Raw genomic sequence first — 13895 nt, 5'->3', positions numbered from 1 at the left:
TCAATTTTCGACTTTCAGGGTTCCGGTTGTGCCACGGGCCTGCAGGCTGGGGCGATACATGGCCTCGGCCTGAACGGGCGGCGCCTGGTATTGGCCGTGGTTCACGGCCCGGATTTTGTAAACAAATTCCGACACTTCGCGCTGCGTATTTGTGTAAAGCACAATCCGGTCTTCGCGGATGTCGGCATATTCGCAGGTTGCATTGCGGATGGAGTCGGCCTCCACTTCAAATCCGCCCGGCAACAGATCCACAACAGCCACGTTGTCGGCATAGTCCTGGTCGAGGCTGCGGATTTTGATGTGCACCGTCAGTTCCTCGCCGAGGGCCGCGCCGGTCACAACCTCGTTCTTGCGATTCCGGTATTCGCGCTGCACTTCGAGGCCTTGCGAGAGGGGAGTCGCAGACGGGTTGCGGTCAAAGCCGGATTCGGTGACTTGATAGAACGCGCGGGGCGCACCGCCGGACTTGAAGAGCAGCGACTGGGCTTCCGGACTGATCTCGCCGTGCGGGCAGAGGGTGCCGCTGAGTTCCATGGGGCTCACGCGGCCATCCTTGAGTTTCTCCTCGATGGCGAGCTTCACATTTTTATCTTTCCCGGCGGCCTGTGAATAGGCTTTGAGGCCCATGATGGCGTAGGCGGCGGAGTGGGTGTTGTAAGCGCCTTGCGCGATGGGATCGACGATCCGCATCAGGTCATCGACGGAAACCGCACTCAGCTTTTCAGGGAAATGCCGGGCCAGGATGTACAAGTATTGCGAGTCGCGGCCCAGATCGCTGTAGAAATCCTCCCACTCCAGTTTCGGATGATGGCCAACGTGGAAGCCTGACATAATTTTATCTGCGTCCTTGGCGTTATGCAACATGGCATAGGAAGCGGCGCAATAGAGAGCCGTCAGGTCGTCGTGCCACTCCGTTTTGTGTTCTTCCTCCAGCCAGGTGTGCAGGCGGTCGAGGTCGTTCGTGGCCACCTTTTGGTTGCGCGTGATCAGATAAATCGCATAGGCCTGTTGGCGCGCCTCGTAGAGGTTCGAAGGTTTGTCGGCTGCGATTTCTTCCAAATGACTCATGCCGCGCTCGAAGAAGTCATCGGGCACTTCGTAGCCGGCTTCCTTCGCTTCGGTCAGGAAATGCATCACATAGAGCGAGGGAAAGTCAAAACGCAGATTCTGTTCGGGTTTCCAAAGTGCAACGGCGCCCTTGTCATTCTGGCGCGTGCGCAGAATGTTGATGATTTGGGCGATGTTCTTTTCCCGCTCGGACGCGGCCAGCGTCTCTCCCGTTTCGGCATCCACCAGTATGATGGCAAAGGCGCGGCTCGTGAGCTGCTCCGAGCACAGATGGGGATAGTCGTCCAGATAAGTCTTGAGACCCCAGGCAAATCCCAGTGGCAGCAGGGAAATGCCGGCCTGCTGTTTACGGAACTGCGGGTACAGATCCCGTTCCTTCGGAATTTCCATACTGCTCTTCTCAAAGTAACCGCTGTGGATGCGCGTCAGGAACGGCGAGGAGGGACGCACACTGAGATGTGAAGACCTTTGCGCGGACTCGCCGTTGAGCGATGCGGTGAAAACGAGATCGGCATTGCCGAGGATTTCACGGGCTTTGACTTTGCAATGGAAAACCGCATCGCGGCCCTCGGCAATCGGCAGGTTGCTTTCGGGCTTTTCAATCAGCTCAAGATTTTCGCTCGTGGCCAGGCTGAGGGTCACATGCGCATCGGGGCCGGATTGCTCCACATTGTTGGCCACGGGAACGGTGACTTCGAATTCGTCGCCCGGCGCGGCGAACGTGGGCACGTTGGGCTGGATGACGAACGGCCCCTGGATCGTGGATGTTTTTTCCGCAGCACCCGCGGTTTCAGTTCCGGCAGCAACCGCCATGACGCGCAGTGTGCCATTAAAATAATCCGGGACATCGTAGGTCAATTGCTGTTCCTTCCCGGTGGCATCGATGACGCCCGACCAAAACACGACTGGCTTTTCCGATTTGCGTTTGAAGGGGTTCAGGTTGGAGGCCAGTTGATCGTCGCCGCCGTCGCCGCCCGCCGCAGCCAACGCTTTGACTATGGAATACTCGGGCAGGATCAGGTCCAGGATCTGGCTGGTGGAAACCTGCAGGGCGCGTTTTTCCATGAAATGCTCGAGCGGGTCCGGCAATCCGTAATGCGCCACCTGCAGGATGCCTTCATCGACGGCATACACAACGATCTTGCCGGGCCGGTCGGTTTTGAATTTGATCGGGAAAGGCTTGCCGGGCCGGGCTTTTTCAGGCGTGTCGAGGGTGATATGCACCGTATGCGGATCGCGGTTGATGCGGAACGGCAGCACAGCGGTGCTGAGCGGGCTGACGAAAATTTCCTTCGAATCGAGCGAACGCACAAACGTGATGTTGACGTAGGCGTTGCCTTCCAGTCCCGGCGGCAGTGCGATGCTCTGCGTGCTGCCGGTGGTGTCGGCCTGGAACCATTTGGAGGCATACACTTTTTCGCGCTCAATGGTGATCAGTCCCGCGCCTGTGTAGGGGGCGGTGATGGAGACGGAAATGTTTTCACCCGCCTTGTATTCGTTTTTCGAAAGCTTCGCCTTGAGCTCCGCGTTTTTCTCCAACGACCGGGAAAGATTCGCATTACCCACAACGCTGAAGCGCAGGACGCTCAGGCAGGTGTTGTCGCTGTTGAAGATGCGGGCCACGTAATCGCCCGGCTCCGCGGTGGGAATGTCGTATTGGAATCCGTCTTTGGCGAGTGCGATCGGGTTGTTGGCGACTTCTTTTTCTTTCAGAACGGATTGATAGGCATAGTTGCCGTTCGGGTTCTGCGTGAGAACAGAAATGTAATGCTGCTCCATGAGCTGCAGGCGCAGGTTGTCCACCGCGCGCGGCTCCAGGTTGCGCTGGATGGCAAGGAATTCGGCCTTGTGTTTACTGCCAACGCGGAGATAGGAAAAATCACCGTCGGATTTGCAGCCGATCAGGAATTCCCGGGCGGAGACCAGGACGCCGCCGGATGTGGCCACATTGCGGCCGCCCTCGGGTTCAAATCCGCGCACGAGATAACTCAGTCGATAGACCCCCTGCTCGAAGCGCCGCAAATTGAGGTCGAGGTGAGCTTCGCCCTTGTCGTCAGTCTGGGTTTCGGTGAGTTGTTCCTGCAAGGTGTGCAGCGGTTTCTTGGGGTCGAGATCCGGATCGTAAAACACATGATTCGGATAGCTGCGGAACGCATAAGCAGCGGGCGAGAGTGTCATTTCCCCCTGGATGCGGTTTGCCACGGCCGCGGTGCCGTACAAATTGCGCAGATGCACCTGGATTTTCAGGTCGTCCGGCGCGATCCAGCCTCCCGCCGGGGTTGGGCTGAGGTTGGACTCGATCTTCAAACGGTCTGGTAAAAATTCCTCGACCCGGAATGATGTGTCGCCGAGCAATTCGTCTTCCTCCTTGTCATGGGTGATATAGACCGAGGCCCAATACGTACCCGTGGGCGACGATTCGCGCGGCGTGTAGGACAACGCGAGAAAGCCATCCTTTGTCAGGCGCACGGACTCGCTGTGCACGGCCATGTCGCGCGGGTCTGTGATGACCAGTTTCAGCGGCAGGCCGTTCAAGTCGCCTGCCCAATCGTATTGCTTCGCGATGAGGCCGATGTGGACTTCATCGCCTGGACGATACAGACCCCGTTCGGTGAACAGGAAGGCGGTCAATTTTTTCGCGTCATCCAGTTCCAACCCGCCGGTTTCGTAGCGGGAAAAATTCAGGCGTCGGTCCGCCCGGTTGAAGGGCAGGAAGGAAACGTCCGCGCCTTTTTTGACAACGAATGCGACCGGCTGTTTTTCGCGTTTCAGATCGCTGACACGCGCCAGGCTCGCGCGGCCTTCCGCATTAGTCGTGGCTTCGGCAACCGGTTCGCCGTTTTTGCCGAGGATTTGCACTGAGGCCCCGGCCACGGGTTTTCCGGTCTGGATCGATTGCACAAAGAGGTCGTGCGTGCCGTCGGCATTGTCTTTGACGATGATACCGAGGTTGGTGATCAGAATGAGACGGCGGTCGCCACTCTTGCCGCTACTCTGGTCGGGCCAGCGGCTTTGGTCCGGCATTTGATCAGGCTCAGGCTTGGAAAGTTTTTGAGGCGTGCTTTCGTCGTCGGGTTGTTCCGTGACTTCGAGGAAGAAGAGGCCGCCGGCTTCAACGTTGTGTTCCGCAAGCAACTTCCGGAAATCCAATGCCAGGTAGTTGGGTTTGGATGAGTCGGAATTGCCGATGCTTACGGTTTTATAAAAAGCCCGGCTGATGTTGTCTTCCCCGAAACTGTAATTGCGGAAGAACGGATTCTGGAAATTTCCCTCGGACTGGCTGACGAGGTGGTTGATTTCGGAGGGTGAGATTTTGCCCAGGCGGTATTCGACCTGTTTCACGCCGCGGGTGAGAACCGACAACTTGCATTCTCCGCTTTGGGCCAGGATGGACCCGTCGTGCATGATCCGGATTTCCCTGGGGTAATCAGGAATCTCCAGCACATTGCTATACGGATCTTTCATGACAAAGCCGCCCAGGCCTTCCAGTTCTTTGCTCAGCTTCAGGCAGGCGAAACGTCCCGGCGGCAGGTCCAGCGTGATCGAGTGAAGGTTCGGATAATCCTGATCGGAAGGATTCAGCTTGAGCGGAATCTTTTCGGAAAGGCCCAGGATCGATTCGTCGATTTCCGCCGGGCTCTGCCATTTGTAATTTTCAACAATTTTTTCGTTCAGGCGCGCCGGTTTGTCCTTGGGCAACATGTAAAGCGAGAGGTGTTGCAAGAGTTGCTCCGGCTTGACGCCGACCGATGTGCGCAGCACAAGCGTTTGTTGGGGGTCGCCGTCGCGGTTGCGGACAATCTGGAAGTTGGAAAAATCCACATTCAAGAAGCTGTAGAGATCGGGAATCCGGATGTCCTTTTTGAGAGGTTCGCCCAGCCCCGCGCCTGCCAGGGGTTTCAGGCCCTTGGCGATTTCGAGGTAGAATGTGCAGGGCTTTTCAGGCAGGCGCACAGGCAGGGAACGGAACCAGGCCTTGCGTCCGTGATCGGCGAGCGTTACGGCGAAATCGGGTTCGTTGTTTTTGCGGATCAGGAGGCCGTCCAGGTTGGGACCGGAAAGTTCGAGGGCCTTTTGCAGGCGCTCGGCTGAAACCGCATGGCTGAAATTCAACGTGGCCGTGACCTGGCGCATCGCAGGTTCCTTCGGATTGATATAAAACTGGAGGTCATCAATGGAGGCTGTGAAGGGCCGCGTGGTGAAATTGGTACTGTAATTGCGCAGATGCACATGGGGGGCGAATAGCGAGCGGGCCAGGCTGATGTGATAACGGGTGCGGGCAGGCCAATCAGCCTTGGGAGTGAACATCAGGCGGCGGTCGCTGGCCCAGCTCCAGTCGCCCGCCGTTTCGGGTTCGAGCCGGACGCCCTGGGTGACGGATTTTCCGATCTGATCGAGCTTGGCGACCGAGTTGCTGAATTCGACGTAGAGCGGTTGGGGAATGAGCGCATCGTCCGTGACCTGGGCCAGATCAGGTATGGCCGCTGCGGCGACGATGGCGTTTTCGTCCGGTTTCGGGGTGAGGAGTTTAATTCCGACTATGAGGAGCGCAACACCGAGGACGATGGCGCCTGTTATAAGGGCGGTTTTTTTTGGCTCGGCGGTGACTCGGGTCCGGGCGGTCTGCACCCAGTCCGGGGGCTGCCAGGTGACGCTGCCGAAGAAGCTTCGGAGGGCGGACGGGATCTTGGTGAGGAAGGAGGTTGTCTTTTCAACGAGGTGGGTAAGAAAATGTTTCATAGTCTGGGATTATAATCGCGGGAACTGCGGGGTTTATTTCAAAATTCGAAATTATCTTTACCACAGACACGGAGAACGCAGAGCTTTTAACGCAAAGTCGCCATGCGCCTGTGGCGCACGCTAAAACGCCAAGAAAGACATTTTTTTGCGGTTGGGACAAGTAGCATCCATCCCCCTGACAAGGGGGAAGAAAAGGGGGTTCGTTTATTATTTCTTCCTCTGCGTCCCCTGCGACTGCGGTGAACAACATCGACAAATCAGCGCCGGAAGCTAGGGTTTTGCGAAGGGCGAAGATTATGAATTCATGCCGAGCCAGTTTTTTTAAATTTTCCGCCGGAGCCGTCCATGGCCGTTAAATCCATAGCCTTTATCAACTTCAAAGGCGGCGTCGGCAAAACGGCCCTGACCGTGAATCTGGCCGCCTGCCTGTCGTATTACTTCCAAAAGCGGGTGCTGGTGGCCGACTTGGATCCCCAGTGCAACGCCAGCTTCTGGCTCATGAACCCGCAGGATTGGAAAAGCCACGTCGCCGGCGGGCGCAATTCCACATACCAGATTTTCGACGACCAAATCGTCGGCAAACACCAGTTCGATTTTGATTCCGCAGTGGTGCGCGGGGTCCCGCGCAAGGAGTTTCCATTGATCGCCAATCTGGATCTTCTGCCGGCCTCGGTTGAGTTGCTGACGATTGAGGACAAAATTTATCAAAACCGCTACGCCCGATTTTTGAATACCTGCACAGGGCCGTCAAGGAATCTGTGAAAGCCTACGACTACGTATTTTACGATTGCCCGCCCAACGTGTATGCCGTCACCAAAAATGCGCTCTACGCCGCCGATTTTTGCGTGGTGCCGTTCGTGCCCGATTTTCTTTCGCTTTCGGGGTTCCAAATCCTGGCGCAGCAGGTGGAGCAGTTCAGCGACAGGGTTTCGGGATTCCGGCAGGGCCGGCGGCGGTCCTCCATCACCGCAATTGCGGTCAGCCATTACCGTGAAATCAACGCTTTCCGGCAGGGCGTCGAGGAACTTCGCAACACCCTGGCCCAATTGAAGGCGCAGCATCAGGTTCTTCCGAGTTGTGAGGTTCTGGAGCCCTTTGTGCGTCTCAGCGCGGATGTCGCCGCCTCCACCGGAGAGCATCTGCCGGTCTGCCTGCACGCGCCGGACAGCATCGGCTCGGCCGATTACTATCAGCTTGCCCAAGCCCTGGAAGCCCACCTGGAGCAATTATGAATTACAAAGACCTCGCCCGCGACCTTCGGGAAACAGCCGCGTTGCTGGACAAACACGGCCCAAGCATGGAAGGCAAGGCTCTGGCCACCAAGGCGGCCGCGTTTGAAAAGCAGGCCGCCAAATTCAAGGCGGTGGTCCAGGACGCCGCCGCCGGACTGGCCCCGGGCATCCGTGACCTTGAGCGATTGCTCCAGTCGCCGGAGAAAAAGCATTTTACATTGCCGGTGCTGAAATTGCTTTTCAAGGAAACGACCGGACATGGACCGCCACTCGCACAGTGCAAGACTGCCACGACGCTGAAAAAGCATTGGCTGGCCGAAATCAAATCGTCCGGCCGAGGCGAGAATGCCTTGTCTGTCGCGCAACGCCATCTGGCACAGCTCAAGACGCCCGCCGTTCCCGTTCCCAAGGATGCCGACGCATTGAGGGTTGAATTCAACAGATTGGGCGGATTGTCTGACGAGGAACTGGCGCTTGAACTGGACAAGCGATTCAAGAAAATCGATGTTCTGCGAAAATTGGCAGGCGCCAACGGCGTGCCTGATGCCAAAACGCTGCCCAAGGAAGAGTTGGTCCGCAGCCTCATGGAGCGCGCCCGCCGCATGCATGGCCACCTGCTCTGATACGTTGGCGATCATCCGCCGCAGTCGGCGGGAGCAGCGGATCGAGGATCTCCTGGCTTTCTACCCCGAACTGGTGGCTCCCGGCTGGGGACGGCCCCGGCGACAAATCAATCTGGGCCACGGTAATCGCATCGATCTTCTCTTTGCCCGTCCCGGCCGACAACTGGTGGTTGAGATCAAACGCGGTCGTGTGGATCTGGCCCACTGCCTGCAGTTGGAGCGCTACATGAAAAAACTGGCCAGGCCTTCGGCGATTTGCTCCGGGATTTTGGCTGGCCGTGCGATTCATGCCGACGCGGCGCACTGGATCCGGCACAAGCGCGGACGCGTGGTTTTCAAACAGCTCGGGAGGGATATTCCCGAGCGCGTTGTGGTGTGTTGCGCGTGTCGCAAGGCCTATGACGCCCGGTTCCCGGTTTGCCCGGTTGATGGCGAAGCGGATCGTTTGTAAGGGATGTTCCTTGCTCCTTCGCCTTCTTGCTGTTTAATTCCAGCTTATGATTGAACGTTATTCCCGCCCTGAAATGACCGCCGTTTGGACCGAGGAAGCCAAGCTTTCCCACTGGCTCGAAATCGAAGTGCTGGCCTGCGAGGGCATGGCCAAATACGGTTCCATTCCAAAAAAGGACGCCGCGAAAATCCGCGCCGGGGCGAAGTTCGACATCGATCAGGTGCGCAAAAACGAGGAGCGCACCCAGCACGATGTGCTGGCGTTCCTGGAAAATGTCGCCACCTACGTCGGGCCTGCGGGGCGTTGGATTCACCAGGGGCTGACCTCTTCCGATTTGCTGGATACCACGCTTGCGATTCAAATGGCACAAGCGGGCGCCCTATTGTTGAAAGATATCGAAGAGCTGCGCAAAGCGGTCGCCCGAAAGGCGCGCCAGTACAAATTCACGCCGATGATAGGCCGCTCGCACGGCATTCATGCCGAGCCGGTCACCTACGGACTCAAGCTGGCCCTGATGTATGAGGAATTTGGCCGCGCCGAGGAGCGGCTCCTTGCCGCCTGCGAACAGATTGCGGTCGGCAAGCTTTCCGGCGCCGTCGGTACCCACGCCCATCTCGACCCGAGAATCGAGGAATATGTCTGCAAAAAGTTGAACCTGCAGCCCGCCAACATTTCCACCCAGATCATCCAGCGCGACCGCCATGCGCATTACATGAACACGCTGGCGCTCATCGCCAGCAGCATCGACCGCTGGGCGACCGAGTTCCGCCACTTGCAGCGTACCGAGGTGTTGGAAGTCGAGGAATATTTCGCCGCCGGGCAGAAGGGCTCTTCCGCGATGCCGCACAAGCGCAACCCCATCATCGGGGAACGGCTCAGTGGCCTGGCCCGCGTCATTCGCGGCAACGCAATCGCCGCGATGGAAAACGTTGCTCTCTGGCATGAGCGCGACATCTCGCATTCGTCGGCCGAGCGCGTGATCCTGCCCGACTCGACGATCCTTCTCGACTACATGCTCGCGAAGCTGACAACGCTGGTTGAAAAGCAGGTGGTGTATCCGGAAAATATGAAGCGCAATCTGGACATCACGCGCGGGCTGTATTTTTCGCAGAGCGTACTGCTTGCGTTGACCGACCGCGGAGTGGAACGCCGCACGGCCTATGAAATGGTCCAGCGCAACGCCATGGCCTGCTGGCAAAGCGGTTCGGGCACCTTCCTCAGCCATCTCCTGACCGACCGGGAATTGCTCAAACTGATTCCTGTGGGCGAATTGAAAAAAATCTGTTCCCTCGACCGGCATTTCAAGCATGTCAACGGTACGTTCAAAAAGTGCGGGTTGTAATAGGGCGGCATTTGCGCTCGCAACACGGGTATAATTTTGCGATAACGAATCTCATGAAACCCCCGCCACTGCCGAGTCACTGGCAAGTCATTGCGGATAAAATTTCCGGGTGCCCGGAATGCATTGACACCGTGCTGGAAAATATTGAGCGCTGGCTGGCCCGGGGCCACGGAGCTCCCGAACGTTTGCGCGAATGGCAGAGGCTGCTGTTGAACGCGAAAAAGTCGGGAAACGGAATGTCCGATCTCCTATCGGTTTTGACATCGGACGATCCCCAATCCGCGCGCATGCGCGACTTCAGCCCGTTTGCCGGGATATTGACGCCGGACGAACGCCGGGAAACCCGGGAGCCATGGACATACAGGCATTAAACCATCTCGTGGACGCGGCCCGCAGTTTGAGCCGCAATTCCCTGATCCGGGTTTTCGGCTCCTCCTCCCTTCTGGTTTTGTTTTCTGATTTGGGCGGCGTCGGAGGTCCTCTCGAATTTTCCTATGATGCCGACCTTTTGTTGCAGCCTACAGATGAATCACAGTCCGCCATGTAATGGAACGCCGCCTCGTGCCGACAGAGGTTGTGCGGGTCTATGAAAGATGGAAGGCGATCCAAGACCGCTCCAAATAAATCAAAAAATCATTTTTTACCATGAAGCGATATGGAGTGCGGTGGCAAGCCGGAGGCGCGACACCGCTTTGGATTTCCAGCTCAATACAACTCCGAGAGGAATCGCGAATAAAAAGCGCCGCCGCTGCTGCGATTTGCCAGCGCACTTGATTCTCCCGCTCATTCCCGCTCAAAACACCTTATTGAAAGGTTTGGGTTCTCGCGATAACGCAGCGGCAAAACCGCGGCAAATTTCCACCGGATTGACATGAAAAGGACATCGCAGCCTTGTACCGTTGCGTGAAATTGAAATGTTGGCTGTGGAAGCAATTGAACAACCGGATATCGACAGCGGATTAAATTCGTCCAAGACCGTATCTCCCGATGAAATCCAGGTGGAAATCGATCATCGGGAGCGGCCGTCCGGATTGGTGGAAGCCTTTACCGCGCACAGTGGAGTCCAAGTATCTGTATCCGAACTTCCAATCGGGGATGTCTGCGTGGACACCAGGCTTGTGGTCGAACGCAAAACGCTCGCCGACTTGGAGCGCTCGATTGTAGATCAACGCCTTTTTTCGCAAGCCCTGCGCCTGGCCCGCGTGCGGGATGGAGGCGCTGTTCCTTTAATCGTGCTGCAAGGAAAGATTGCAGAGGGCGCAGTGAGCCGCGAAGCCGTCCAAGGGGCATTGGTGACGTTGACTCTGGTCTTCGGTTTGCCGGTCTTGCGTTCCTGGGATGTGGCAGAGACCGCCCGGCTCTGCCTTTATGCGGGCCGGCAATTGCGCAGCGCCGCAACCGGCGAAGGTCTTGTGCGCGGCGGCTACCGGCCCAGGAAAAGGCGTAGAAGGCAGCTGTATATCCTGCAGGGGCTTCCCGGCATCGGTCCCGAACGGGCGGGCAGGATTGCTGGCCAGATTCGGCAGTGTGGAAGCTGTAATTAGCGCCAGTGAATTAAAACTGGCGGAGGTGGATGGGGTCGGACCGGGAACCGCGGCGGCAATCCGCCACATCGTTCAGGAAACAACCCTGAAAAATCCCTACTCCCGCTGAGGCGCGGGGGCGCTCCTCGGCGGCGCGTAGTTGCCGTTTGAGGATTTCATGGGCGTCAGTGGTCCGCCAGTCGGTGGCGAGTGGGAACTGCGGGCGTTTTTTCCGCCGGAGTGCGGTTTTCTTTACAGGGACGCGACGCAGGGCGGATGCAGGATTCATAGGGACCTTCATAGTTAGATGGAAAGGTCAAAAATGAGCCTGGTATCGACAGGCGTCAACACTTTCGCGTGGCATCCGGGTCAGGAGAGCAGCGGATTTTTGGTGCGCAGTTTGTGGAATCGGGAAAAGTCCCGGTCTGCGGTCCAAAGTTCCCGGACGCCGTGGTGCAGGCACAGCGCTGCAATGCGTGCATCGTGAACCATGGGACCGGCGCATTTGCTTTGGGTCAGGAGGGATTGTAACAGCGGCCAGTAACCGGGCCCTTCCGCGAGCAACTGGCAGTTGGGCGAGTTCAACCAGACATCCAGTGACTTTACTGCGACGGGCATGGGCGTGGGCGGAGAGTAGATACGTGAGTGGGTGGCAATGGACAGGTACTCGTGCAAACAGGGCCAGGGGATGCCCCAACGCTGGCCAGCTTCAGCCAGAGTGAGCAGGCTTTTCAAAGCCTGAGTGTGAAATTCCGAATCCTGCCGCAAGGCGTACACGAGCAGGTTGGTGTCAACGGCAATCATGCGCCGCGTCCCGCGTAAGCGGCATCCCGGAATTGTTCCCAGGTGGCCCCTTGGAAGGAGGGGGTGAGTCCCCGGCCTTTGAAGGTGACCGGCTCAAGCCGGGCTGGCTGGCGGTGTTGGCGTTCTGTCAAAACACGGGTCAATCCCTCCTCAGTCAGGTTGCGCAGGGTGGTCTTTTCCTGTGCGGCGAGACGCTTCGCGCGCTGCAGTAAATGATCGGAAATTTCCAACGTAGTCTTCATGGAAAGTTAATATGACCCATATACCCATATTGTCAAATATAGAGAACCCTATCCAAACAGAAATTTTGGAGTGCGCAGACATGTCTGCGCTTTAAAAACGAGTGTTCTTCGCTGAATTTGCTCTTTTTCATTTGTTCTGTCCCATCTACAGGATCAGAACTACATTTTCAAAGCGTCCCGTTTCCGGGGGTCAGGCCACACCCAAGGTAAGCCTTTGCGTTGAATTTCGATATAAAATCCGCTGCACCAGCATTATTTGGTGTAGCCGAACCACATCCATTCAAAAAAACGAATTCATAGTCCAACCCAGACGGCAATTCGCTGCTATAAAGCTCATAGGTTGTTGCCAATTCTGATCCGTCCGGAGGAATTAGCGCTATTCCAGTAAACGCTGGAGAGGCTTTAGTGCGGAGACCATGCCCAAACCACGCGAGAAAGCCACTCTTTGGCAGCGCATCTAAGAATTTGGGTTTTGTCGTCGAAGAATCAGTTGAATCTCCGGTTAAGGCCCATCCAAGATTATCGGTAACCCCACTTCCCCATAGTTGAACGAAGGTCAACCCCTGTTGTTTTAAAGTTCCATCGGTAAAACTTTGACCAATGAATGCTGGCTTAAGAGCGTTTTTCTTAGTAAAGGTCTGTTGTAGTACATTATCCTTAAATTCTATTTCTTTGGTTTTTGGGTCAGTATCAGATGCAACTTGGATTACGGTGTAAAGTAATGCTTCCGGAATTTCACTGACGTTTTCACCCTCTTTGATCATGATTAATTTTTCTGAAAGAAACTCCCCACCTGTTGACCGCGTTAAAGTGATAGGCTTTTCCTCGACCGAGGTTTTAACGGTCATCTGAATGGTGTCTTCAGTCTGGCCAGAATATCGCCGTACACGGAAGACCTCGACTTTTTCTGAAGGAGTTCGCGGTGTTTGATTAGCAAACGTCGTTGATCCGCTAGCAAAATTTGTAAATACTAATGAGCTTGCAGAAGTCTCTTTCAAAGTCATGGCCACTGCATTGGCGTTTATATCTGGAAAAGTTGCTTCCACGTCGATTTCATCAATTTGGCCAGACGATAATGTCCCGGAAATATGCGCCACGATGGACGACTTTGAATCCGAAAATACCATGGTATTGGCTCCAGTTTCCGTAAGCGTGTCCGATATAACGTCACCTATTTCAGAATTTGAAATAGTAAAATGGATTGTATCGGGTTGATTGGGATCAGGTGCCTGATTAAAAGACAAGGACATTTGGAAACACATAGAACGAAATACACCAACATTTTCTGTTTCGCCTAAGCTAATGATTTGGTTGCTGATCGATTGTGTTGTATTGGTGTAGCGTGCTTTAAAAGTGTCGTATGCGTTTTCGTTAAAACTTATTGGAGATAAAACCTCAATTGTAATTGTGCCGTCACTACTTGAAAAAATCTGGGTATTAGCTCCAGTTTCAGCTAGCGGAATAGTTTGTGTTCCCGATGAAAAAGTCAATGTATCGACGACCTGACTATTTAGCGACTGTAAAGCTTGAATAGTAAACACCGGAGGAGCGCTGGAAGGCACAGTTGCAACCCCGCAACCAACACCCGTTCCGGGGACCATGACCGGAATATCATCAACGGGTTGATATTTGTCATTGTCATCTTTTCTAACTATGTCAAAGGGAACTAGGATGATTCCGTGCTGGCCTGGGGCGATGGAGGAATCGGAGCCTGAGTAGGTTGCGGTGCCGACGATTAGGGCAGAGTTGTTGATGGCGACGCAGGGGCTGGAGTAGGTGGGGCTTTGCAAGGACCATCCGCTCGTGGGAGGAAGGAGGTCGTTGAGGTTCTTCTGGATGTAGGTGTCGGATGAAGTGCCGTCAAAGTTGG

General features: G+C 55.9%; 13 protein-coding genes. 8 read left to right on the top strand and 5 right to left on the bottom strand.

Translation table 11 applies throughout. The features are described from left to right. Positions 1-5808 carry an alpha-2-macroglobulin gene (locus PHD76_08095; protein ID MDD5261796.1) on the bottom strand — a complete coding sequence of 1936 codons (5808 nt, stop codon included), beginning with the start codon at positions 5806-5808 and terminating at the stop codon, positions 1-3. Between the two features lie 345 nt (positions 5809-6153). On the opposite strand from PHD76_08095, the gene PHD76_08090 reads away from it, so the two are divergent. The 8 genes from PHD76_08090 (at position 6154) to PHD76_08055 (ending at position 11000) form a co-directional block, all read left to right on the top strand. Then, positions 6154-6570, top strand: a complete 417-nt coding sequence (locus PHD76_08090; GenBank protein ID MDD5261795.1) for a ParA family protein — start codon at positions 6154-6156, stop codon at positions 6568-6570. Continuing rightward, a complete protein-coding gene (locus tag PHD76_08085; protein ID MDD5261794.1) occupies positions 6567-7040 on the top strand; it encodes a ParA family protein in 474 nt (157 codons plus the stop codon). Before PHD76_08090 ends, PHD76_08085 begins: the two co-directional genes overlap by 4 nt. Next, positions 7037-7663 carry a hypothetical protein gene (locus tag PHD76_08080; protein ID MDD5261793.1) on the top strand — a complete coding sequence of 209 codons (627 nt, stop codon included), beginning with the start codon at positions 7037-7039 and terminating at the stop codon, positions 7661-7663. The genes PHD76_08085 and PHD76_08080 overlap by 4 nt, the downstream gene beginning before the upstream one ends. Continuing rightward, positions 7647-8114: an endonuclease NucS gene (locus tag PHD76_08075; GenBank protein ID MDD5261792.1), complete on the top strand. Its 468-nt coding sequence runs from the start codon at positions 7647-7649 to the stop codon at positions 8112-8114. Before PHD76_08080 ends, PHD76_08075 begins: the two co-directional genes overlap by 17 nt. 46 nt (positions 8115-8160) lie before the next feature. Next, positions 8161-9456 carry an adenylosuccinate lyase gene (purB, locus tag PHD76_08070; GenBank protein ID MDD5261791.1) on the top strand — a complete coding sequence of 432 codons (1296 nt, stop codon included), beginning with the start codon at positions 8161-8163 and terminating at the stop codon, positions 9454-9456. A 53-nt stretch (positions 9457-9509) separates the two neighbouring features. Continuing rightward, complete coding sequence (locus PHD76_08065; protein MDD5261790.1) at positions 9510-9827, top strand: hypothetical protein; 318 nt, start codon at positions 9510-9512, stop codon at positions 9825-9827. Further along, the gene (locus PHD76_08060; protein ID MDD5261789.1) at positions 9809-10003 is read left to right on the top strand and encodes a hypothetical protein; all 195 of its coding nucleotides are present in this window, start codon (positions 9809-9811) and stop codon (positions 10001-10003) included. Before PHD76_08065 ends, PHD76_08060 begins: the two co-directional genes overlap by 19 nt. A 376-nt stretch (positions 10004-10379) precedes the next feature. Further along, positions 10380-11000: an ERCC4 domain-containing protein gene (locus tag PHD76_08055; GenBank protein MDD5261788.1), complete on the top strand. Its 621-nt coding sequence runs from the start codon at positions 10380-10382 to the stop codon at positions 10998-11000. Positions 11001-11010: 10 nt separating this feature from the next. Here PHD76_08055 and PHD76_08050 read toward each other — a convergent pair whose 3' ends face one another. The 4 genes from PHD76_08050 to PHD76_08035 form a co-directional block, all read right to left on the bottom strand. Further along, the gene (locus PHD76_08050; GenBank protein ID MDD5261787.1) at positions 11011-11268 is read right to left on the bottom strand and encodes a hypothetical protein; all 258 of its coding nucleotides are present in this window, start codon (positions 11266-11268) and stop codon (positions 11011-11013) included. Positions 11269-11348: 80 nt separating this feature from the next. Then, a complete protein-coding gene (locus tag PHD76_08045) occupies positions 11349-11783 on the bottom strand; it encodes a PIN domain-containing protein (GenBank protein ID MDD5261786.1) in 435 nt (144 codons plus the stop codon). Further along, the gene (locus tag PHD76_08040; protein ID MDD5261785.1) at positions 11780-12025 is read right to left on the bottom strand and encodes a hypothetical protein; all 246 of its coding nucleotides are present in this window, start codon (positions 12023-12025) and stop codon (positions 11780-11782) included. Before PHD76_08040 ends, PHD76_08045 begins: the two co-directional genes overlap by 4 nt. A 167-nt stretch (positions 12026-12192) precedes the next feature. After that, a partial coding sequence (locus PHD76_08035; GenBank protein ID MDD5261784.1) for a hypothetical protein occupies positions 12193-13895 on the bottom strand: 1703 nt, incomplete at its 5' end.

The sequence above is a fragment of the Candidatus Methylacidiphilales bacterium genome, from assembly GCA_028713655.1.
Classification (GTDB): Bacteria; Verrucomicrobiota; Verrucomicrobiia; order Methylacidiphilales; family JAAUTS01; genus JAQTNW01.
Note: the sequence above shows the minus strand (reverse complement) of the source record. Positions and strands in the feature narration are given on the sequence as shown.

Bases quoted from the DNA above. Each gene is read 5' to 3' on its own strand.
- PHD76_08040 (MDD5261785.1), bottom strand. From the start codon at position 12,025: ATGAAGACTACGTTGGAAATTTCCGATCATTTACTGCAGCGCGCGAAG.
- PHD76_08090 (MDD5261795.1), top strand. From the start codon at position 6,154: ATGGCCGTTAAATCCATAGCCTTTATCAACTTCAAAGGCGGCGTCGGC.
- PHD76_08080 (MDD5261793.1), top strand. From the start codon at position 7,037: ATGAATTACAAAGACCTCGCCCGCGACCTTCGGGAAACAGCCGCGTTG.
- PHD76_08050 (MDD5261787.1), bottom strand. From the start codon at position 11,268: ATGAATCCTGCATCCGCCCTGCGTCGCGTCCCTGTAAAGAAAACCGCA.
- PHD76_08075 (MDD5261792.1), top strand. From the start codon at position 7,647: ATGGCCACCTGCTCTGATACGTTGGCGATCATCCGCCGCAGTCGGCGG.
- PHD76_08065 (MDD5261790.1), top strand. From the start codon at position 9,510: ATGAAACCCCCGCCACTGCCGAGTCACTGGCAAGTCATTGCGGATAAA.
- PHD76_08060 (MDD5261789.1), top strand. From the start codon at position 9,809: ATGGACATACAGGCATTAAACCATCTCGTGGACGCGGCCCGCAGTTTG.
- purB (MDD5261791.1), top strand. From the start codon at position 8,161: ATGATTGAACGTTATTCCCGCCCTGAAATGACCGCCGTTTGGACCGAG.
- PHD76_08045 (MDD5261786.1), bottom strand. From the start codon at position 11,783: ATGATTGCCGTTGACACCAACCTGCTCGTGTACGCCTTGCGGCAGGAT.
- PHD76_08095 (MDD5261796.1), bottom strand. From the start codon at position 5,808: ATGAAACATTTTCTTACCCACCTCGTTGAAAAGACAACCTCCTTCCTC.